Source organism: Bradyrhizobium sp. USDA 4451 (assembly GCF_054822585.1).
Window position 1 is genome coordinate 1,347,607 of the sequence record NZ_JBTRCH010000001.1, and the last position, 19,636, is coordinate 1,367,242.

General features: G+C 64.0%; 16 protein-coding genes. 9 read left to right on the top strand and 7 right to left on the bottom strand.

Translation table 11 applies throughout. The features are described 5' to 3' along the window. Nucleotides 1-4: 4 nt before the first annotated feature. The gene (locus ACVMB0_RS06180; protein WP_461345636.1) at nucleotides 5-1,381 is read left to right on the top strand and encodes a vWA domain-containing protein; all 1,377 of its coding nucleotides are present in this window, start codon (nucleotides 5-7) and stop codon (nucleotides 1,379-1,381) included. A gap of 129 nt (nucleotides 1,382-1,510) precedes the next feature. Here the strand turns inward: ACVMB0_RS06180 and ACVMB0_RS06185 are convergent. Beyond that, nucleotides 1,511-2,450, bottom strand: a protein-coding gene (locus ACVMB0_RS06185) for an IS630 family transposase (protein ID WP_461345637.1) whose coding sequence is annotated in 2 segments (ribosomal slippage) — nucleotides 1,511-2,113 and nucleotides 2,115-2,450 — 939 coding nt in all. Because the reading frame shifts where the segments join, the coding sequence is not laid out codon by codon here. 95 nt (nucleotides 2,451-2,545) lie between these two features. Next, nucleotides 2,546-3,073 (bottom strand): hypothetical protein, encoded by a 528-nt coding sequence (locus tag ACVMB0_RS06190; RefSeq protein ID WP_461345638.1) that lies wholly within the window; start codon nucleotides 3,071-3,073, stop codon nucleotides 2,546-2,548. Between ACVMB0_RS06190 and ACVMB0_RS06195 the strand changes: the two genes are divergently transcribed. Together ACVMB0_RS06195 and ACVMB0_RS06200 are read left to right on the top strand one after the other, a co-directional pair. Beyond that, nucleotides 3,065-3,253 carry a hypothetical protein gene (locus ACVMB0_RS06195; protein ID WP_461345639.1) on the top strand — a complete coding sequence of 63 codons (189 nt, stop codon included), beginning with the start codon at nucleotides 3,065-3,067 and terminating at the stop codon, nucleotides 3,251-3,253. The genes ACVMB0_RS06190 and ACVMB0_RS06195 overlap by 9 nt on opposite strands. Nucleotides 3,254-3,392: 139 nt before the next feature. Beyond that, nucleotides 3,393-4,616 (top strand): DUF2235 domain-containing protein, encoded by a 1,224-nt coding sequence (locus ACVMB0_RS06200; RefSeq protein WP_461345640.1) that lies wholly within the window; start codon nucleotides 3,393-3,395, stop codon nucleotides 4,614-4,616. Between the two features lie 5 nt (nucleotides 4,617-4,621). On the opposite strand, the gene ACVMB0_RS06205 is transcribed toward ACVMB0_RS06200, so the two are convergent. Together ACVMB0_RS06205 and ACVMB0_RS06210 are read right to left on the bottom strand one after the other, a co-directional pair. Further along, the gene (locus ACVMB0_RS06205) at nucleotides 4,622-6,844 is read right to left on the bottom strand and encodes a xanthine dehydrogenase family protein molybdopterin-binding subunit (protein WP_461345641.1); all 2,223 of its coding nucleotides are present in this window, start codon (nucleotides 6,842-6,844) and stop codon (nucleotides 4,622-4,624) included. Next, nucleotides 6,841-8,673 carry a 2Fe-2S iron-sulfur cluster-binding protein gene (locus ACVMB0_RS06210; RefSeq protein WP_461345642.1) on the bottom strand — a complete coding sequence of 611 codons (1,833 nt, stop codon included), beginning with the start codon at nucleotides 8,671-8,673 and terminating at the stop codon, nucleotides 6,841-6,843. The genes ACVMB0_RS06205 and ACVMB0_RS06210 overlap by 4 nt, the downstream gene beginning before the upstream one ends. A 133-nt stretch (nucleotides 8,674-8,806) precedes the next feature. Here ACVMB0_RS06210 and recQ point away from each other — a divergent pair, with 133 nt between their 5' ends. From recQ to ACVMB0_RS06230, 4 genes are all read left to right on the top strand, one after another. Then, entirely contained in the window at nucleotides 8,807-10,675 is a 1,869-nt protein-coding gene (recQ, locus tag ACVMB0_RS06215) for a DNA helicase RecQ (RefSeq protein WP_461345643.1), read from the top strand. Between the two features lie 144 nt (nucleotides 10,676-10,819). Continuing rightward, entirely contained in the window at nucleotides 10,820-11,518 is a 699-nt protein-coding gene (locus tag ACVMB0_RS06220; protein WP_461345644.1) for an alpha/beta hydrolase, read from the top strand. 164 nt (nucleotides 11,519-11,682) lie between these two features. Beyond that, nucleotides 11,683-13,431, top strand: a complete 1,749-nt coding sequence (locus tag ACVMB0_RS06225; protein WP_461345645.1) for a flavin-containing monooxygenase — start codon at nucleotides 11,683-11,685, stop codon at nucleotides 13,429-13,431. A gap of 82 nt (nucleotides 13,432-13,513) precedes the next feature. Beyond that, a complete protein-coding gene (locus ACVMB0_RS06230; protein ID WP_461345646.1) occupies nucleotides 13,514-14,455 on the top strand; it encodes a metallophosphoesterase in 942 nt (313 codons plus the stop codon). Between the two features lie 141 nt (nucleotides 14,456-14,596). Here ACVMB0_RS06230 and ACVMB0_RS06235 read toward each other — a convergent pair whose 3' ends face one another. The 3 genes from ACVMB0_RS06235 to ACVMB0_RS06245 form a co-directional block, all read right to left on the bottom strand. Then, entirely contained in the window at nucleotides 14,597-15,862 is a 1,266-nt protein-coding gene (locus ACVMB0_RS06235; RefSeq protein ID WP_461345647.1) for a S1C family serine protease, read from the bottom strand. Nucleotides 15,863-16,065: 203 nt separating this feature from the next. Then, nucleotides 16,066-16,311, bottom strand: coding sequence for a hypothetical protein (locus ACVMB0_RS06240; protein WP_456798939.1), 246 nt, complete (start codon nucleotides 16,309-16,311; stop codon nucleotides 16,066-16,068). Nucleotides 16,312-16,637: 326 nt separating this feature from the next. Next, nucleotides 16,638-17,651: a 1-aminocyclopropane-1-carboxylate deaminase gene (locus ACVMB0_RS06245; protein WP_461345648.1), complete on the bottom strand. Its 1,014-nt coding sequence runs from the start codon at nucleotides 17,649-17,651 to the stop codon at nucleotides 16,638-16,640. A gap of 161 nt (nucleotides 17,652-17,812) precedes the next feature. On the opposite strand from ACVMB0_RS06245, the gene ACVMB0_RS06250 reads away from it, so the two are divergent. Beyond that, nucleotides 17,813-18,277, top strand: coding sequence for an Lrp/AsnC family transcriptional regulator (locus ACVMB0_RS06250; protein ID WP_461345649.1), 465 nt, complete (start codon nucleotides 17,813-17,815; stop codon nucleotides 18,275-18,277). Between the two features lie 320 nt (nucleotides 18,278-18,597). Further along, the gene (locus tag ACVMB0_RS06255; RefSeq protein WP_461345650.1) at nucleotides 18,598-19,437 is read left to right on the top strand and encodes a hypothetical protein; all 840 of its coding nucleotides are present in this window, start codon (nucleotides 18,598-18,600) and stop codon (nucleotides 19,435-19,437) included. Nucleotides 19,438-19,636 lie beyond the last annotated feature (199 nt).

Genomic DNA, 19,636 nt, shown 5'->3' on the forward strand with positions numbered 1-19,636 from the left:
CAACATGCGCGAGAACCTGCATCGCTTCTTTCGTGCGGCGCGGGGAGCCGGGGTCCGGGTCTCGCCGGCCGAAAGCATTGATGCGATGCGGGCGGTCGCCCAGGTCGGCTTCAGTGATCGCGACATCCTGCGCGACACCTTCCTGCTGACGCTTGCCAAGACCCAGGACGAGAAGCGCGCACTCGGCGAATGCTTCGACCTGTTCTTCAGCCAGCCCGAGCCGCAGCAGGAGAACGCCGAGCAGAACAAGACCGACGACAGCAGCGAAGCCGGCGCCAACCCCTCGGCCGACGAGCACGGCGACACGACGGGCGGCGCCGCCAACGCCGATGTCGGGCCCTTAGCGCAGATGCTGCTGTCGCAGGACCGCTCCGCAATCTCGACCGCGATCGCCAATGCCTCCGGCGCCGCTTCGCTGCCTGATATTCGCTACTTCACCCAGCGCGGCATCTTCCAGACCCGCATCCTCGATGCGATGGGCATCCAGCGCCTGCGCGACGATATCGACGAGCAGACCACGCGCAATCCGGCACTCGCCGAGCGCTTGCAGGAGGCACTCAACGGCCTGCGTGGCACCGTTCGCGACGCGGTCTCGCAGGCTCTGCTGCTGTACGGCCGCGAGGAAGCCGAGAACCTGCGCAACGAGATCCTGCGCAACGCGCCGCTGGCGCGGATCGAGCCGCGGCAGGTCGAGCAGATGCGGACGCTGATCCGCCAGATCGCGCGCCGGCTGCGCGAACGTTATTCCAAACCGCGCAAGCGCCAGCGCCGCGGCCATCTCGACGTCCGCCGCACGCTGCGGCGGAACGCGGCCTGGGGCGGCGTGCCGTTCCTCACCGCCTGGAAGCGCAAGCATCGCGACCGACCGAAGATCGTCGCGCTGTGCGACGTCTCCGGCTCCGTCGCCCGCGTCTCGGACTTCTTCCTGCTCCTGATCCACAGCCTGCACGAGGTGGTCGACGATGTCCGCTCGTTCGCGTTCTCGGGCCATCTGATCGAGGTCAGCGACATCCTGGAATCGAAATCGCCGGAGGAGGCGATGAAGGAGATCATGTCCAAGGTCGGGTTCGGCTCGTCCGACTACGGCAACTCCTTCGCCGATTTCGAGGACAATTGGATGAGCGCGATCACGCCGCAGACCACCGTGATCGTGCTGGGCGATGCCCGCAGCAACAATCTCGACCCGCGCGCCGACATCCTGCGCCGCATCGGCGAACGCTCCAAACGGCTGGTCTGGCTCAATCCCGAGGGGCGCATGGTCTGGGGCTTTGGCGATTCCGAGATGCCGCGATACGCAACCTTCTGCACCGTGGTGCGCCAATGCGCGACCGCCCAGCAGCTCGAGCGCGCGGTGTCGGACATCGTCGCGACCTATCAATAGTCCGCTAAAGCATGATCCGGAAAAGTGCGAAGCGGTTTTCCGGAAAGATCATGCTCAAACAAGGAGCCAAAGCGCGACGCCGATTCAACGCAATCTCATCGAGATTTGGCCGCCTAAAGCGCGATGAGATTAAGTTCGATAGCCTGAATTTTTGAGGTAGTTGGCGCACTCCTGTGAGGTGAAGGCATCGAGTGCATGGCCGATTGCGGCACAGACGGCGTCGGCGGTTCGCGCGGCAGCTTTACGGACCAAGTGCTTAAGCTTGGCAAAGACTTGTTCGATCGGGTTCAGGTCGGGCGAGTATTTTGGCAGGAAGAAGAGTTTGGCGCCGACCGAACGGATAAGCTGGCGAACCGCTTTGCTCCTGTGGCTGCCGAGGTTATCCAACACGACGATGTCACCGGGCTGAAGGGTCGGCAGGAGGACCTTCTCGACATAGGTGCGGAAGCTCACGCCATCGATCGGCCCCTCGATGAACCATGGCGCATCGATCCGGTCATGGCGCAGGGCTGCCAGAAAGGTCATGGTCTTCCAGCGGCCGTGGGGAACCTTGGCGTGAAGTCTGCTCCCGCGCGGCGCCCATCCGCGCAAGGGCGCCATATCGGTCCTGGTCCAGGTCTCGTCGATGAAGACCAGCCGTTCAGCTTCGACGCGACCTTGATACTTTGCCCACTGGGCTCGCCGCCGCGCCACCTCGGGACGATCGCGTTCGCCAGCCGCCACGCTTTTTTTTGAAGCTGAGCTTCTCGGCATGCACGAAGTCCCACACCGAGTGGTAGTCGACCTTCAGGCCACGGTCGGCAAGCTCGGCAACGAGACCGCGTATCGTAAAATCGCCGTCCTTGATCCGTTGTGACAGCCAGACCGCGTGCTCGCCCGAAATTGCCTTCGGCTTGTAGCCGCCGATCTGGCCAGGCTCGACGCTGCCGGTCTCATCGACCCGCTTCATCCAACCGATCGCCGTGCTGATCGCTACCCCAAACTGCTTGGCGGCCCGATTGCGCGACATCCCGCCCTCGATCGCGGAAACAACACGCTTGCGGAGATCCAGAGAATACGGCTTCCCCATCCATGCTGGCCTCCTATCCAGCCAGCATGGTGAATCAGAAACACACTGATTTGGGAATCCCAAATCGATTCAACCTAACCCCATCCCGCTCTAGTCTAGATGGCAAGCGATTCGGCGTGGAACAGCCACCCGACGAATGCAATCAGCGTCAACGCGATCGAGGCGGTGACACTGACCAGCTTGATCGTCGTGATCGCCTTCAGCACCGAGACGGAGCGCGCCGCTGCATGCGGGTTGCCGTGCAGCAGAAGCCAGGCCAGCAGGCAATCCTCGATCAGGTCACTGAGCAGGTACACCGCCGGCACGACCAGGCCGAGCCACGCCGCGGACGGATGGATATGGTTGAGCCAGTGCGATGACGCCGCGCCCATCGCACCCGCCAGCGCCAGCATGACGATGAGGTCGAGCGGAAACAGGATCGGAAAGACGTACTTCATTCGCAGATTGGACTGTACCAGCGTGCCGAGCTGGCCGCCGGTGTAGCTCAACGTCTTCTCCGGAAAGCGGGTGGGAAACCGGTTGGCAAAGACGCGATCGGAGTAGCGGCCGACCCACCAGAACAGTCCGAACGCAATCACCACCAGGCCCGCGAGAATGACCGTCACGAGAGCTTGGTGGCTCATGCCGATCCGTTCCTGTCCGTGTTGAGGGAGCTGCTGACGGCAGCAGGCAAGATGATCGCGCGCACCGGCGAAATCCCTGAACGGAGAGAAAATCAACGCTATACCGCAATGAGTGTCGGTGAGATTCCCACCTTTTCAGAAATGTTGCAATTGAATTCTGCCGATCGCCGCGAGGCATGAGCACACGGCCGATACCGGTGCCGACAGTGCGCCCGTCACGCCGCGTGCACAGAGCCGCCTTCAATTGAAGATTGAATCTCGCCTGTATTCCGCCGTACATTGAGACTGCGAATTTTCACGGCGACCGCAGGGGCAACGGATGCCGAAAGATATTGTCATCATGTGCGACGGCACCGGCAACGAGATCGGCGCCAATATTTCCAACGTGCTGAAGCTGTTTCGCGTCGCCGACAAGCATGACCAGCAGCGGATCTACTATCATCCGGGTCTCGGCACGGTCGGCTTGCAGAACAGCTGGGGCCGTTTCAAGCAGCAGGTGCGCGGCCTGTTCGGGCTGGCCTTCGGCGCCGGTCTCGACGAGGATACGCTCGGCACCTACCAGTTCCTGTGCCAGATTTGGGAGCGCGGCGACCGGGTCTGGATGTTCGGCTTCAGCCGCGGTGCCTACACCGTGCGCGTGCTGGCGGCCTTCGTCCACGTGATGGGACTGTTGCCGGTCGACCAGCTCGACCTCGCGGGCTACGCGTTCTCGACCTACAAGAAGGCGAGCTCCGACGCCCAGAAGCCCGACGGGACGTTCGACGATGCCCCGTTGAAGGAAGCCTGGCATTTCAGCCAGATCGCCGGCGGCCGCAACATCGACATCGAATTCGTCGGCGTCTGGGACACCGTCGCCTCGATCATCGTGCCGCGGCAGGACAACTTCCTGTTCGACTTGCAGACGCTGCTGTTCACCCGGACCAATTCGAGCGTCAGGCGTTTCCGCCAGGCGATTTCGATCGACGAGCGCCGACGCATGTTCCGCCTCAACCGCTGGATCGAACCGCAGAAATTTCGCTCCGATCCGTTCGATCCGACAACGGCGGTGGAGCAGGACATCCGCCAGGTCTGGTTCGCCGGCGTGCACTCCGACGTCGGCGGCGGCTATCCGGAGGATCAGAGCGGGCCGTCGAAGTTTCCGCTGATCTGGATGCTCGAGCAGGCCAAGGCCGCCGGGCTGCACATGGACCAGGCACTGATCGATCATCTCGCCTGGGGGCTGCCGTTGCCGCCGCCGCACGTCCACGACTATGTGCCGCCAAGCGCGACCGCGCCGCTGCACAACTCGCTGACCGCCGCCTGGGAAATCCTGGAGTGGATTCCGAAGCGCGACAAATGGAAGGAATGGCCGGAGCGCAAATCCTTCCTCGGCTTCTACCTGCCGATGGGCGAGCCGCGGCCAATACCGGAAGGTGCCACCATCCATGCCTCAGTCGTGGAACGCATGGAGAAGGATGCGACCTATAAGCCGATCAACCTGCCGACGACCTACAAGGTCGAGCCGATGACGCCGCCCCCTGCGCCACCCGCGCCGACCACCTGATCGGCTCAGGCATTGATCGCATCCTTGATCCGCTTGCGGCTGAGCGGCAGGTCGCGAAGCCGCTTGCCGGTCGCGTGCGCAATGGCGTTGGCCAGTGACGCGGCGGCCGGGCCCTGCCCGGTCTCGCCGCTGCCGAGGAACGGCTCGCCGGGGCGATTGATGATGTGGACGGCGATGCTGTCCGGCACGGCATCGAAGCGCAGGATCGGGTAAGTCTGCCAGTCAATACTCGTGATCCTCGCATCGTCGAAAGTGACGCTCTCGTACAAGGTCCAGCTCGTCGATTGCACGATCGCGCCCTCGATCTGGTTGGTGATGCCATCCGGATTGACGACCTGACCGGCATCGACGGCGGCAACCGCGCGCACCAGCCGCGCGCGCCCGGTCTCGCGATCGACCTCCACTTCGGATACGATGGCGCAATAGGCGGCGAGATTCTTGTAGCGCGCGAACGCAAAGCCATAGCCGCGGTTTTGCGGTGCCTTCTGCCCGCGCGTCCAGCCGAATTCGCGGGCTGCCTTCTCGACCACTGCGCGGCCGCGCTGATCGTCGAGATGCTTCAAGCGAAACTCGACCGGATCGACGCCAGCAAGGTCCGCCAATTCATCCATAAAGCTCTCGATCGAGAACACATTGTGATAGGCACCGAGCGCGCGCATCGCGGAGATCCGCAGCGGCATGGCTGCAATGAAGTGATGCATCACATGCGCATTCGGAAAATTGTAGATCGGGATCGCGTTGCGGTCGCCGCCGCCTTCGGGCAGCGGCAACGGTTTTGGCGCAGGCACCGCGAACGATCGCGCCATGTGCTGGGCCGCGAGCAGTGAGCCGGCGCCGCCAGGCCGCATCGAATGGGTGTTGCTCCAGACCGCGAAATTCCAGTCGGCGATCTTGCCGGTGCCATCCAGCGATGCACTCAGCTTCGTCACCATCGCCGGACCATACGGCTCCCAGCCATGCTCCTGCTCGCGCATCCACTGCAGGCGAATTGGGCGGCCCGGAAACGCACGGGCAATCAGCGCGGCGTCGGCCGCGGCATCGTCGGCGCCGTTGTGGCCGTAGCAGCCGGAGCCCTCGACATGGATCAGCCGGACGCTCGATTGCGGCATGCCGAGCATCTCGGCGATCGCCTGCCGATCCGGATAGACGCCTTGCGTATGCGTCCACACCGTCATCGCGCCATCGACGAAATGCGCGACCGCGCAGGACGGCCCGATCGAACCATGCGACTGGTAGGGTCGCGTGTAGGTCGCTTCAAGCGATTTCGTGCCGCTCACCGCGGGATCGCTGCGTTCGAAGATCGAAAAATCCTGCGACGGCAGCCCGGTCAGCACATTTGCCAGGTCCTGTTGGTTCGGCAGCTTCGCGCTTTCCCGCCATTTCGCTGCCGCCGATAGCGCCTGCATCGCCTTGAACGCGGCAAATTCCTTCTCCGCTACCACCGCGAGGAAATTGCCGTCGCGCACGGTTCCGACCACGCCAGGCATTTTCTCGATCGCGCCGGTGTCGCATTCGGTGAGCTGCGCGCCGTAGCCCGGCGGACGCACGACGCGCGCATGTACCATGCCGGGCAGCCGCATATCCTGCACATAGGCCGCGCCGCCGGTGACCTTCGCGGGAATGTCGACGCGCGGCACCGGCTGGCCCATCACCTTGAAGCTTGCCGGATCCTTCAGGCGCGACGTCGGCTGCGCCTGGACGTGCAGCATGTCGGAGGCCACGAGCTCGCCATAGCTCAGGCGGCGGCCATCCGAAGCAATGACCGCCGCATTCTCGGTTCGCAGCCCGTCGGGCGGCAGGCCGAAGCGCCTGGCGGCCTCTGCTACCAGCAACGCACGCGCCTGCGCCGCGGCATGCAGGATCGCGGTGCCGCTGTCCTGCATCGAATGGCTGCCGGAGGTGTAGCCCTCGTTCGCCGTGAGCTTTGTATCAGCGGTGATCACCTTCAGCGCATCGAACGGGATATCGAGCTGCTCGGCGGCGATCTGCTGGAATGCAGTCTTAAATCCCTGGCCGAGTTCGGCCTTGCCGGTGAAGGCCGTGATCTGGCCGTCGGCATCGATCCGGATCCAGGAATCCAGATCGGGCGAGGTCGCGAGACTACCCGGCAACTTCGGCCCCTGCGCAGGCTTCTCCTGCGCCACAGCGTGACGCAGCGAGAAGCTGACGATCAGCGCGCCGCCGCCGGCGAGCACCCTGCGGCGATCGAGAACCAGCGGCGCGGTCATCGGACGCTCCTGTCGCTTGTGGCGTCGGCCGTGTCCATCAACCTGGCGGCGCGGTGCACCGCGCGCAGGATGCGCATATGAGTGCCGCAGCGGCACAGATGCGGCTCCAGCTCGGCGCGGATTTGCGCATCCGATGGTTTCGGGTTGCGCATCAACAGCGCCTGCGCGCGCATCATCATCCCGGCGATGCAGTAGCCGCACTGCGCGGCCTGCTCCTCCATGAAGGCGCGCTGGATTGGTGCCGGCGCGGCGACGGTGCCGAGCCCTTCCAGGGTGGTCACCTGCTTGCCCTCGACGAGCAGTAGCGGCGTGACGCAGGACAACACCGCCTTGCCGTCGACGATCACGGTGCAGGAGCCGCATTGGCCGAGCCCGCAGCCGAACTTGGCGGCATTGAGCGCGAGATCATCGCGCAGCACATAGAGCAGCGGCGTATCCGGATCGGCGTCGACCTGATGATCCCGGCCATTGACCTTCACTGTCGTCATGGCTTGCCTCGCTGTTTGGAGTCCGCAGACGCATCGCGCGCTGCAAGCGACGCGGGCCTGCACCGCGCGCGCATCGCGCACGGCCTTGTCGAGGTCGCTCCATGCCGGCCGCTTGCCGAATCGGGCGCGCAGGTAGTTCGCAAGCGCGACCATCTGCGCATCATCGATGCTCGGCGCGAAGCCGGGCATGATCGGGCTGCGCTCGCCCGCGACAGCGCCGACGCCTGACAGCACGATGTTGAGCAGGTTGCGCGGATCCGGGCTTGTAATCGCCGTGCTGAGCGCGAGGTTGACGCCGCCATAGGGCAGCGCCCGGTTGCCCTCATGGCAGGCCGCGCACGCCGCGGCATAGATCGCAGCACCTGCTGGTTGGGCTTGCGCCGCATCATCTGAAGACGTTTGCGCCAGGACATCCGCGGGCGGCCTGCGATCCTGCGCCGGCGCACCCGAAATATCGGCCATGTACACGGCAATCGCCCGCACGTCGCTATCGGCCACCGACGCCAGATTGCCGACCACTTCGGCCATCGGTCCGCGCGCGGTGCCGTGATCGCTGTGCCAGCCATGGCGCAGATAGGCGTACAGCGCGTCGGCGGTCCACCGCACCGGGGCGTGCGAAGAATCGTTCAGCGCATAGGCGTGCCAATTGTCGACATCGCCGCCGGCAAACTGCGCATTCACCCGCTCGGCGCCGAGCGCGTTGCGCGGCGTGTGGCAGGCGCCACAATGCGCGAGCCCCTCCACCAGATAGGCGCCGCGGTTCCATTCGGTGCCATTGGCTGCGTCGGAAGGCACATCGCCACTGCGAAGATACAGCAGCTTCCAGCCGGCGATCAGTGGCCGATAGTTGAGCGGAAATGCCAACTGATTGGCCGGTGGCGAGGCATGGACCGGCTGTCGCGTCATCAGGAACGCATACAGTGCACGGTCGTCCGCCTCGGAGACGTTGGTGAAATGATCATAGGGAAAGGTCGGATAGAGATGCCGGCCGTCGCGGCTGACGCCGGAGCGCATCGCGCGGACGAACGCCTGCTCCGGCCAGTCCCCGATACCGGTCTCGGCATCGGGCGTGATGTTCGATGAGAAGATGGTGCCGAACGGCGTGGGAACCGGAAGCCCTCCGGCATAATTCGCGCCACCCTGCACGGTATGGCAGGTGTTGCAATTGCCGATTGCCGCGAGGTCGCGGCCACGCTTGACCATATCAGGATCGAAGCTATCGGGCCGCGGCGGCGCAATGGCCGCGATCTGGGGCCACCAGGCGACCGCGAAGGCCGCCGCCGCGCCGGCGACCAGCACGATCGCAGCAATGCCTGTGATGATCCGCAGCCGACCCGTCATGCCTGAATTGAGTTTGTTGTTGGGACGTGTATTAACACGCTTCGTTCCGCTATCGTTCGCCCGCAAGACCTCGATCACCGCCTGTTGAACCCACAGACATCCGGGGAAGTCGCAAGGGATCAAACAACGGATCATGACCGTCCAGCCCGCCCTCGATCGCGCCTCCGCTCCACCCCTCGACGCGCGATCCGTGCTCAGTTCCGTGTTCGGCCTGTCGGACTTCCGCGGCGCGCAGGAGAAGATCATCCGCCACGTCACCGATGGCGGCAATTGCCTGGTGCTAATGCCTACCGGCGGCGGCAAGTCGCTGTGCTACCAGCTGCCGGCGCTGCTGCGCGACGGCTGCGGCATCGTGGTTTCGCCCCTGATCGCGCTGATGCGCGACCAGGTCGCGGGCCTCACCGAGGCCGGCGTCAACGCCGCGGTGCTGAATTCGACGCTGTCCTATGAGGAAGCCTCCGAGGTCGAGCGGCGGCTATTGGCCGGCGATCTCGATCTGCTCTATGTCGCGCCGGAACGGCTGCTGACGCCACGCTGCCTCAATCTGCTCGGCCAGGCGCAGATCGCGCTGTTTGCGATCGACGAGGCGCATTGCGTCTCGCAATGGGGCCATGACTTCCGTCCGGAATATATCGGCCTGTCCGCACTGGCCGAACGCTTTCCCAAGGTGCCGCGGATCGCGCTGACCGCGACCGCGGATGCGCTGACGCGGAAGGAGATCGCCGAGCGGCTCCAGCTCAGCGACGCGCCGGAATTCGTCGCGAGCTTCGACCGGCCCAACATCCGCTACGAGATCGTCGACAAGCAGAACGCCACAACGCAGCTGAAGAACTTCATCAGGGATCGGCATGCCGGCGACGCCGGCGTGGTCTATTGCCTCTCGCGCGCCAAGGTCGAGGACGTCGCGGCGGCGCTCAACGAGGCCGGCATTCCGGCGCTGCCCTATCATGCCGGGCTCGATGCCGGCGTGCGCGCCCGCAATCAGGACCGCTTCCTCAACGAGGATGGCCTCGTGATCGTCGCAACGGTTGCGTTCGGCATGGGCATCGACAAGCCCGATGTCCGTTTCGTGGCGCATCTCGATCTGCCGAAAAGCATCGAGGCCTATTACCAGGAGACCGGACGCGCCGGCCGTGACGGCAAACCGTCGGCGGCGTGGATGGCCTATGGACTCTCCGACATCGTGCAGCAGCGCCGCATGATCGATGAATCGACCGGCTCCGACGCCTTCAAACGCGTCTCGGTCGGCAAGCTCGACGCCCTAGTCGCACTGGCCGAGACCGTGCACTGCCGGCGGCAGCGCCTGCTCGGCTATTTCGGCGAGACGCGAGCCGATGAAAGCTGCGGCAATTGCGACAACTGCCTGACGCCGCCGCGTGTCCGCGACGGCAAGGTGCTGGCGCAGAAGCTATTGTCCTGCGTGTATCGCACCGGGCAACGCTTCGGCGCCATGCATCTGATCGACGTGCTGGTCGGCCGGCTGACCGAGCGGGTCAAGCAGTTCAACCACGATCAATTGTCGGTGTTCGGGATCGGCCGCGAGCTCAACGAGAAGCAATGGCGCGCGGTGCTGCGCCAGCTGGTGGCGATGGGCCATCTGCGCGCCGACAGCGACGCCTTCGGCGCGCTGAAACTGACCGACAGCGCCCGCGGCGTGCTGAAGGGCGAGACCGCGGTGATGCTGCGCGAGCAGCCGGAAGGGGCGCGCAACCGCGCGATCCGCGACAAGTCGCGCCGCGGCGAGCTTGCGCCCGCCGCCGACAGTCCCGGCGGCGTCGCCAGCCCCGCGCTGCACGCAGCGCTGCGCGCCTGGCGCTCCGAGGTCGCGCGGCAGCGTGGCGTGCCGGCCTATGTGGTGCTGCACGATTCCACCATCGACGGCATCGCCGCGATGCGTCCGGACACGCTGGGCGAGCTGCGCAACGTCGCCGGGATCGGCGACAAGAAGCTCGAGCATTACGGCGCCGAGCTGATCCGGATCGTGAAGGCCAACGAGAGCTGAACAGCCGGAGGCGGCGACTGCCTCCTGTTGGTGACGACACCGTGACACCGGCGCGACGCGGCTCTGTTTTGTCTCGTTGACGGCCGCCCGAGGCCGGCTCATCCTGACCGCGTTTCCTTAAACGATCCAGCAGAGGAGCCGAGCATGAGCAGCAAGCCGACGATCGTTCTGGTTCATGGATTCTGGGGCGGCGCAGCACACTGGAGCAAGGTGATCGTCGCGCTCTCGCGCAAGGGGCACACCGGCCTGCAAGCGGTGGAGATGCCGTTGACCTCGCTCGCGGACGATGCCGAACGCCTGCGCAAGATGGTCAGGCAGCAGAGCGGTCCGGTGCTGCTGGTCGGCCATTCCTATGGCGGCGCGGTGATCACCGAAGCCGGCGATCTGTCGAACGTGGTCGGCCTGGTCTACATCGCGGCCTTCGCGCCCGACGCCGGCGAGAGCCCCGGCGGCATCACCGCGGCGCTGCCGCCGGCAGCGATCGCCAATGTCGCACCGGACAGCGACGGCTACCTCTGGATCAAGCCCGACAAATTCCACGAGAGCTTTTGCCAGGACCTGCCTGCCGATGAAGCGCTGGTGATGGCGGTCACGCAGAAGGCTCCGCTTGCCAGCACGTTCGGCGACAACATCACCGCGCCGGCGTGGCGGAAGAAGCCGGTCTGGTACCAGATCTCCAGCGACGACCGGATGATCAATCCCGACAATCAGAAGCGGATGTCGGAACGGATGAATCCGCGCAAGATCATCACGCTCGCTGCCGGCCACGCCTCGCTGGCCTCGAAGCCGACAGAGGTGAGCGCCTTCATCGACGAAGCTGCGACCAGCTTGGCCGGCGCCTAAACACAAGTAGCGCCCGGATACCGCGGCCCTCGCCGCCCCGGCATAGGAGCCATACCCGACGGAGCAGCGCACGCGCTTGCGGGCCTCGCCGCAACAGCCCTAATCTTTTGTCACCGTGTCCAACGAGGCGCGGTCGAAGACAAGGCACAGGGAAGAGACGGGCCATGGCTCATGACAGCGCCGCGCGCACAACTGCGCGCCCTGCCGAAACCGGATCGTTCGACGCCGTGGTGATCGGCGCGGGCTTCGCCGGCATGTACATGCTGCACCGGCTGCGCGGGCTCGGCTTCACCGCGCGGGTCTATGAGGCCGGCGGCGGCGTCGGCGGCACCTGGTACTGGAATCGCTATCCGGGCGCGCGCTGCGACGTCGAGAGCCTGCAATATTCCTTCTCGTTCTCCGAGGAACTCGACCAGGACTGGAGCTGGTCGGAGAAATATTCTCCCCAGCCCGAAATTCTCGCCTACGCCAATCATGTCGCCGATCGCTTCGATCTGCGCAGCCAGATCGTGTTCGACACCCGCGTTACCGCGGCGACCTTCGACGAGCAGGCCGGCACCTGGCAGATCGAGACCGATCGCGGCGACAAGATCACCGCGAAATTCTGCATCATGGCGGTCGGCTGCCTGTCGGCGCCGAACCGCCCGGCCTTCCCCGGGATGGCGGATTTCCGCGGCCCGATCTATCACACCGGTGAGTGGCCGCATGATGGGGTGGATTTCACCGGCCTGCGCGTCGGCGTGATCGGCACCGGTTCGTCGGCGATCCAGTCGATCCCGATCATCGCGCAGCAGGCTTCCGCGCTCACGGTGTTTCAGCGCACCGCGACCTGGTCGGTGCCAGCCTGGAATGAGCGGCTGTCGGCAGAATATCTGAAGGAGGCCAAGGCGCATTATCCGGAGCTGCGCGCCAAGGCCCGTGCGCGGCCGACCGGATTCTATTTCCCGTTCAATGCCCAGCCCGCCTTGCAGGCCAGCGAGCAGGAACGCGAACGGCTGTATGAAGAAGCCTGGCAGCGCGGCGGCCTGCCTTTCCTCGGCGCGTTCGGCGACCTCCTGTTCGAGAAGGCGGCCAACGACACCATCGCCGATTTCGCGCGCGAGAAGATCCGCGGCATCGTCAAGGATCCCGCCACCGCCGAGCTGCTGTGTCCGCGGAACGTGTTCGGCTGCAAGCGGCTCTGCGTCGATACCAATTATTTCGAGACCTACAATCTGCCGCATGTGAAGCTGGTCGATGTGTCGAAGACGCCGATCGAGCGCTTCACGCGTGACGGAATCGTCGTCGGCGGTACCGAGTACAAATTCGATGCGGTCGTCTCCGCCACCGGCTTTGCCGCCATGACCGGCTCGTTCGACAAGATCGCGATCACCGGCCGCGGCGGACGAACGCTGGCGGAGAAATGGCGGGCCGGCCCGCGCGCCTATCTCGGGCTTGCCTCGGAGGGCTTTCCGAACCTGTTCATGATCACCGGGCCCGGCAGCCCGTCGGTGCTCGCAAGCATGATCCAGGCGATCGAGCAGCATGTCGACTGGCTGGCGGATTGCCTTGGCCACATGCGCGACACCGGCGCAGGCACCATCGAGGCGATCCGCGACGACGAGGACGCCTGGGTCGCCCATGTCAACGACGTCTCCACGGTGTCGCTGCGCTCGACCTGCAGCTCGTGGTATGTCGGCGCCAACATCCCGGGCCGGCCCCGCGTGTTCATGCCCTATATCGGCGGCTTCCCGATCTACGTGCAGAAGTGCAACGAGGTGATGAATTCGGGCTATGACGGCTTCGTGCTGCAGGGCGGACGCAACGGCAATGCGCCGCCGCAGGTGCGCTTCACCGAGCGCTGGCAGGTGCCGCTCGACATCGAGGTGATCTCGCCGGCCGCGGTCGCCGCCAAACGGGTTCCCGTGGTCTGATCGCCGGCGGTATCCCCGCCGGGATTGCACATGATAGTGTCGCGCCGGGCGCCGTTTCGCATCGCGGGCCGCACGGGGGATGATGGCCGACACGGCGTTGCAGGGATTGATCGAGCGGATCGGCGCCGACCACGTGGTGCGCCGGCTTGGCATCGAGGCCGCGCATGAGAAGCAAGTGTTCGGCCAGGGCACCTTGCTGTTCAATGTCGAGAACTGGAAGCTGGCGCCGCGGATCGTCACGACCGCGCTGAAAGTTGCCGGCCTCCATGGCCGCGCGCGACGCAACGCCGACCGGGTCGCGGTGCGGCGCAATTTGGTGACGTCGGCACGGCTGCCGGCGGCGTTCGACGGCTTCACCATCCTGCAGCTCAGCGATCTCCACGCCGACATCAGCCAGGGCGCGATGCGCCATCTGGCCGACATCGTACGCTACATCGACTGCGACATCTGTGTCCTGACCGGCGACTATCGCGGCAAGACGTACGGCCCGTTCGAGACCAGCCTTGCGCTGATGAAGGAGCTCTGCGCGCGGGTCAAGCGGCCGCTCTACGGCATCCTCGGCAACCACGACAGCATCCGCATGACGCCGGCGCTGGAGGCGATGGGCATCAGGATGCTGTTCAACGAGCAGGAGCCGATCACGCGCGATGGCGCGACGATCCATCTCGCCGGGATCGACGACGCGCATTTCTACCGCACCGACGACATTGCGAAGGCCGCCGCGGCGATCCCGCGCGACGGCTACGCGATCCTGCTCGCGCACACGCCGGAATCCTATCGCGCGGCGGCAGCGGCCAACTTCGACCTGATGCTGAGCGGCCATACCCATGGCGGCCAGCTCTGCCTGCCCGGCGGCATCGCGATCAAGCTGGAGGCGCGGCTGCCGCGCCGGATGGGCCGGGGCGCCTGGCGTTTCGGCGAACTCGCCGGATACACATCGGCCGGTGCCGGCACCAGCCTGGCGCCGGTGCGGCTGAACTGCCCGGCCGAGATCACGGTGCATACGCTGCGGCGGCTGAGCTAGCTCCGATACCAGGAGTGGCGCGCATGCCAAAACATCGAGAACAACCCCATGCAAAGGAGCCGGTGGTCGTCCGATAGGTAATGGAGTATGGCTATCAGCCCCTATGCGATCTCCTCCGCGGAGAGAGCGTGAGCGGAGGTCTCAATTGCCCTTCTTCGCGCTCGCGCTCTGCTCGGTCACCGTGCAGGTGATCAACAGCGTGTAGCCGCGCGCATCCTTGACGATGTCGGACGTCTCTTTCTTGGTTCCGTCGCGCCATTCGGCGGTCCGGTACGACACCGCGCTGTTGTCGAGGAAGTCGCGCAGCGCGCCGGTCTTGATGGCGAAGTTGATGTTTTCCGGGATCGATCCCGTGGCCCGCGCCATCCTGACCGCGTCGAGCTTCGAGGCCACCACACCGACCACCGCGCCGCCGAGATCGAACAGCGGTCCGCCGCTGTTACCGGGCTGCACCGCAGCGCTGATCTGCAAATGACGCGTGTCGTTGAGGATGCCGCTCAGCGAAGAGACGATGCCCGTGGTCACGGTGGAATCGGATGTCAGCAGGCCATGATAGGGATAACCGATTGCCACGACTCCGTTGCCCACCTGAATCGCGTTCTGCCGGATGCTCGCGACATCCTTGAACGGGCTTGGCGCCTGCAGCAGCGCGAGATCGTTGGTCTCGTCGTCGGACACCAACCGCAATTTGACCGCTGCCGCGCCGCTCAGATTGCCGGTGATCTCGGTGCAACCTTCGATGACATGATGGTTGGTAACGATGTGGCCGCCATCGCTGACGACGAAGCCGGTGCCGGTCCCAGATCGCGCCTGCTTCGCGGGCGGCGTGCTGGGGCCTGCGGCCTGCTGCGGCGGCGCAGCCGCAGGCTTGGCCGCGACCGCGAACTCGCCGGCATTGGCGACGCCGTTCTTCTTCACCGAAACCACGCAGTTGAGCAACGCGGGCAGCAATTGCCCGGTTTGATTCAGGTTGAACTGAAACAACTGTCCCTGCGCGAACGCCGTCATCTGGCGCGCCTTGCGGAACTGGTTGACCAAGTTGGAATTGACCGGCATCTCGACATTGACGAGTTGGCTGCCGAGCGGCATGCCGTAGACAGCGAACGCGGGCTGTCCGTCGAAGGTCAGCGCAAGCGGGAAGGCCTCGCCCGGCGTCAGGCGCCAGCTCTCATGGGCAAAGCCGAGCCGCCAGCTGCCATTCGCGGCAATCGCGACGACGAAGTAGATGCCGCTTTGATAGACCGTCGCGGCCGAGCAATGCGTGAACGCACCGCTCTTGTCGTCGGTGAAGGCGCCGCCCTTCCAGTTGCCGACCGTGATCGAGCCGTAGGGACCGCGGGCATGCGATGGAGTTGCGGACGTGAACAGCCACGCGGCCAAAACGGCCACCCAGATCACAACTCTCATGACGCACACTCCCCAGCCACAACCCATTCTAGGAGGAAGAAATTCACCCGCAAGTGGTGCGCGGCTCAGCCTTTGGTCCTGCCACCGCGCAATACCGCCGCAGATGAGGCCATCGCCACATCCTCAGGTTACACCTGTAACGTTCCTATTATGTTCCTAGAATGTCAACCCAGACATATTTCGTCGGTCATGCCGGCGGATGGCTACTGCGGATCCCGAACCGAGGATTGCGCCGAGTCGTTGGAATCGCTGAACCAGTACCGGGATGCGAGGGCGTGGACGCCGATGCCGATCAGGAAGATGCCCGCGTACAGCTCGACCGCGTGATTCATCCCCAGCAGGCGGGCGCGCAGCCCAGCAGCGTGGCCCTGGTAGGTCCAGAACCAATGCCCCACGGCGACGATGCCAAGGCCAAGTGCGGCGATGGCCCGGCCGGCCGCATTCATCATCCTCACGCGAAGGTCTCCCGACTCGCCCGGCCCGGACAGGATACCGAGAGAAGCTGACGCCGACCTGACGCGGAGAGATGGAACGTAGCCCGGATAGCGCGAAGAAGCGTAGCCCGGATGAAGCCAACGGGTCGCGCGAATGCGCACCCGATGACAGGCTCCGCGCAATCCGGGGATCTCGCGCCGCGGAGAAACCTATCCCGGATTGCGCTGCGCTCCATCCGGGCTACGAAGCTGTATGCGGGGAGAGCAGATCCCCACCCGCTTTGCTCTGTCGAGCAAAGCGACCTCCCCTTTTCAAGGGGAGGTAAGATGCGTGCGACGCCTCAGCCGTTGCGGAACGCGTAGGCGTAGCCGTTGAGCGCCGGGGCGCCGCCGAGATGGGCGTAGAGCACCTTCGATCCGGCCGGGAAGAAGCCCTTCTGCACCAGATCGATCATGCCCTGCATCGACTTCCCCTCGTAGACGGGGTCGGTGATCATGCCTTCGAGCCGCGCGCTGAGGCGGATCGCCGCCTTGGTCTCCTCCGACGGCACGCCATAGGCGGGATAGGCATAGTCCTCGATCAGCACGACATCATCCTCGACGATGTCGCGGCCGAGTTCGACCAGCCTGGCGGTGTTCTGCGCGATCGACAGCACCTGCGCCTTGGTCTGCGCGGGCGTGAACGAACCGTCGATGCCGATCACGTTGCGCGCGCGCCCATCGGCGGCGAAGCCGACCAGCATGCCGGCATGGGTCGAGCCGGTCACCGTGCAGACCACGATGTAGTCGAACTTGACGCCGAGCTGGCGCTCCTGCGCGCGCACCTCTTCGGCGAAGCCGACATAGCCGAGCCCGCCATATTTGTGCACCGAGGCGCCGGCCGGAATCGCATAGGGCTTGCCGCCCGATGCCTTGACCTCCTCGATCGCCTGCTCCCAGCTCTTGCGGATGCCGATGTCGAAACCTTCGTCGACCAGGCGCACGTCTGCGCCCATCACGCGCGACAGCAGGATGTTGCCGACGCGGTCATAGACGGCGTCCTCATGCGGCACCCAGCTCTCCTGCACCAGCCGGCACTTCATGCCGATCTTGGCCGCGACCGCGGCAACCATGCGGGTGTGGTTCGACTGCACGCCGCCGATCGAGACCAGCGTGTCGGCGTTGGAGGCGATCGCGTCGGGGATGATGTATTCGAGCTTGCGCAGCTTGTTGCCGCCATAGGCAAGCCCGGAATTGCAATCCTCGCGCTTGGCATAGAGCTCGACCTTGCCGCCGAGATGCTTGGACAGCCGATCGAGCTTCTCGATGGCGGTCGGCCCGAAGGTGAGCGGGTAGCGCGCGAACTTCTCCAGCATGCTGGCATCCTCTTGGGTGGTCTGGAATGGCGGCCAGATCTATCATCACCGGTGCGAAAGGTGCTCTCTAACTCAGGCCGCGTATTCGTAGAAGATTGCCGAATTGGCCATAGATGATATGTTTTCTCTCACAAGATCGATCAATCATGAGAGATTCTTCCATGGCAGCACGGCTCGACCGCATCGACCTCAAGATATTGAGATTGCTGCAGAAGAACGGCCGGCTCAGCAATGCCGAGCTGGCCGAACTGGTCGGCGTCAGCCCCGCCACCTGCCATCGCCGGACCCAGGCGCTGTTCGACGAGGGCTATCTGAGCGGCGTCCGCGCCATGGTGGCGCCGCGCAAGCTCGGCAAGGGCACGCTGGTCATGGTCGGCGTCGTGCTCGACCGCTCGACGCCGGAGAGCTTTGCGAGCTTCGAGCAGGCGGTGGCGAAACTCAAATGCGTGCTCGACTGCCACCTCGTCGCCGGCGATTTCGACTACTTCCTCAAGATCCGCGCCGGCGACGTCGACGACTTCAAGCGCATCCATGGCGACCAGCTCATCGCGCTGCCCGGCGTGCGCCAGACCCGCACCTTCTTCGTGATGAAGGAGGTGGTGGACAATGCGGCGCTGGAGTTTTGAGCTGGCGCAAGCGGACTGTCGTCACGTTTTAGCCGTTCGCCAGTCAAGTTCAAAACTCCAACATTTCTCAACGCTTGGGCATTTTGACCGACCAATCACGACTAATCAGGTTGACCCCTGCGTGCAATTAACCGGGTATACTCGGAAACTACGATTCGCGCGCTTTGGGGTGGGCCGTGTCCGAACCGACAAATATCTGGAAATTTGTTGAAGGGCTGCGCGCAGGCAGGATGCGCGTTCCAAACTTCCAACGCGGGTTTGTTTGGGAGTCTGAGCCTGCACTCGCAACATTTGCGAATAAGTCGTCGGCGAGGTGAAGCATGCCTCCGAAAGCCTATGATGACGATCAGGTCGAGTACGAAGTCATTCCCCGCCACGGAAGAGACCTGCTTGCGCCTGACCCTCATAGTTATGAGGCAGTATTTGCGCCAATTCACTCCGTGGGATTAGGCGAAATTCTCACTGTTCTCACGCTGCTGTATGTCTGCACGATTACCGCATTCAACGCAGCGTATTTCGCTAACGTTCCCGGCAACTTTGTGGAGTTCTTCTCCCTCACCGATTTGATCCAGACCAATCTTCCAATCATTCAGTATTTCTTCCAAGTGTTCATCACTTACACGCTGGTGGCATCTTTTTTTGGATTTGTGTGCGGAATGGCCGGAGTGGATATTCCGGGAACGGTGCGAAACTTCCTCGAGCCGTTCATCGTCGATTCCCATATTCAGCCCCGCAAGTTTTGGCTCAGCGTTACAACTGCGATTGTGCTTTTCTGGATATACGTTGGCGTTATGGATGCCATGCATGTCACGAATTTCACCGCGCGCATGATTCCAACCTTTATATTTCAGGCCGTCCTTCTGTACGCTTTTTGGGTCGGTTTCAAATATTCGCTCGTGCCAGCGCGACAGCTCGCCGGGGCCGCATTCATCGCGCTATTTGTGTGCTCCAATAACGCTGGCCACGCTTGGATAAAAAGTCAAATTGCCGATCCGACTCATATCCAAGCGATCCAAGACAAAGAAGGCAATTGCCACGACCGCAATATACTTCGCAATTCCAGCAGCGGGCTACTCCTGCATAATCCATCGCTAAATCAGTTTGAGTTTCGCAGTAAGGATACTATCAAGACGATTTTTCAAAATCGAGGCTGCGTTTGACGCGACGACGCTAGCGGTTTGAGATGCGAAAGCGCTGCTGCGCCCTTCTATGCGTCATGGATAGAAGGTGAATCGCGTTGGTGAGCACCGGGAAGACCTGAAAGTATTCCAACGAAATTGGCGAAGCATGGGTCCGCCGTCCGTCCGTTCTAGCGCGCATTCCAAGCATACCGGCCACAGTGTCAAAATTCGCAAAAGG

Excerpts from the sequence above, each read along its gene's own strand:
- ACVMB0_RS06180 (WP_461345636.1), top strand. The coding sequence starts at position 5 with ATGCGCGAGAACCTGCATCGCTTCTTTCGTGCGGCGCGGGGAGCCGGG.
- ACVMB0_RS06190 (WP_461345638.1), bottom strand. The coding sequence starts at position 3,073 with ATGAGCCACCAAGCTCTCGTGACGGTCATTCTCGCGGGCCTGGTGGTG.
- ACVMB0_RS06200 (WP_461345640.1), top strand. The coding sequence starts at position 3,393 with ATGCCGAAAGATATTGTCATCATGTGCGACGGCACCGGCAACGAGATC.
- ACVMB0_RS06205 (WP_461345641.1), bottom strand. The coding sequence starts at position 6,844 with ATGACCGCGCCGCTGGTTCTCGATCGCCGCAGGGTGCTCGCCGGCGGC.
- ACVMB0_RS06210 (WP_461345642.1), bottom strand. The coding sequence starts at position 8,673 with ATGACGGGTCGGCTGCGGATCATCACAGGCATTGCTGCGATCGTGCTG.
- recQ (WP_461345643.1), top strand. The coding sequence starts at position 8,807 with ATGACCGTCCAGCCCGCCCTCGATCGCGCCTCCGCTCCACCCCTCGAC.
- ACVMB0_RS06220 (WP_461345644.1), top strand. The coding sequence starts at position 10,820 with ATGAGCAGCAAGCCGACGATCGTTCTGGTTCATGGATTCTGGGGCGGC.
- ACVMB0_RS06225 (WP_461345645.1), top strand. The coding sequence starts at position 11,683 with ATGGCTCATGACAGCGCCGCGCGCACAACTGCGCGCCCTGCCGAAACC.
- ACVMB0_RS06230 (WP_461345646.1), top strand. The coding sequence starts at position 13,514 with ATGGCCGACACGGCGTTGCAGGGATTGATCGAGCGGATCGGCGCCGAC.
- ACVMB0_RS06235 (WP_461345647.1), bottom strand. The coding sequence starts at position 15,862 with ATGAGAGTTGTGATCTGGGTGGCCGTTTTGGCCGCGTGGCTGTTCACG.
- ACVMB0_RS06240 (WP_456798939.1), bottom strand. The coding sequence starts at position 16,311 with ATGATGAATGCGGCCGGCCGGGCCATCGCCGCACTTGGCCTTGGCATC.
- ACVMB0_RS06245 (WP_461345648.1), bottom strand. The coding sequence starts at position 17,651 with ATGCTGGAGAAGTTCGCGCGCTACCCGCTCACCTTCGGGCCGACCGCC.
- ACVMB0_RS06250 (WP_461345649.1), top strand. The coding sequence starts at position 17,813 with ATGGCAGCACGGCTCGACCGCATCGACCTCAAGATATTGAGATTGCTG.
- ACVMB0_RS06255 (WP_461345650.1), top strand. The coding sequence starts at position 18,598 with ATGCCTCCGAAAGCCTATGATGACGATCAGGTCGAGTACGAAGTCATT.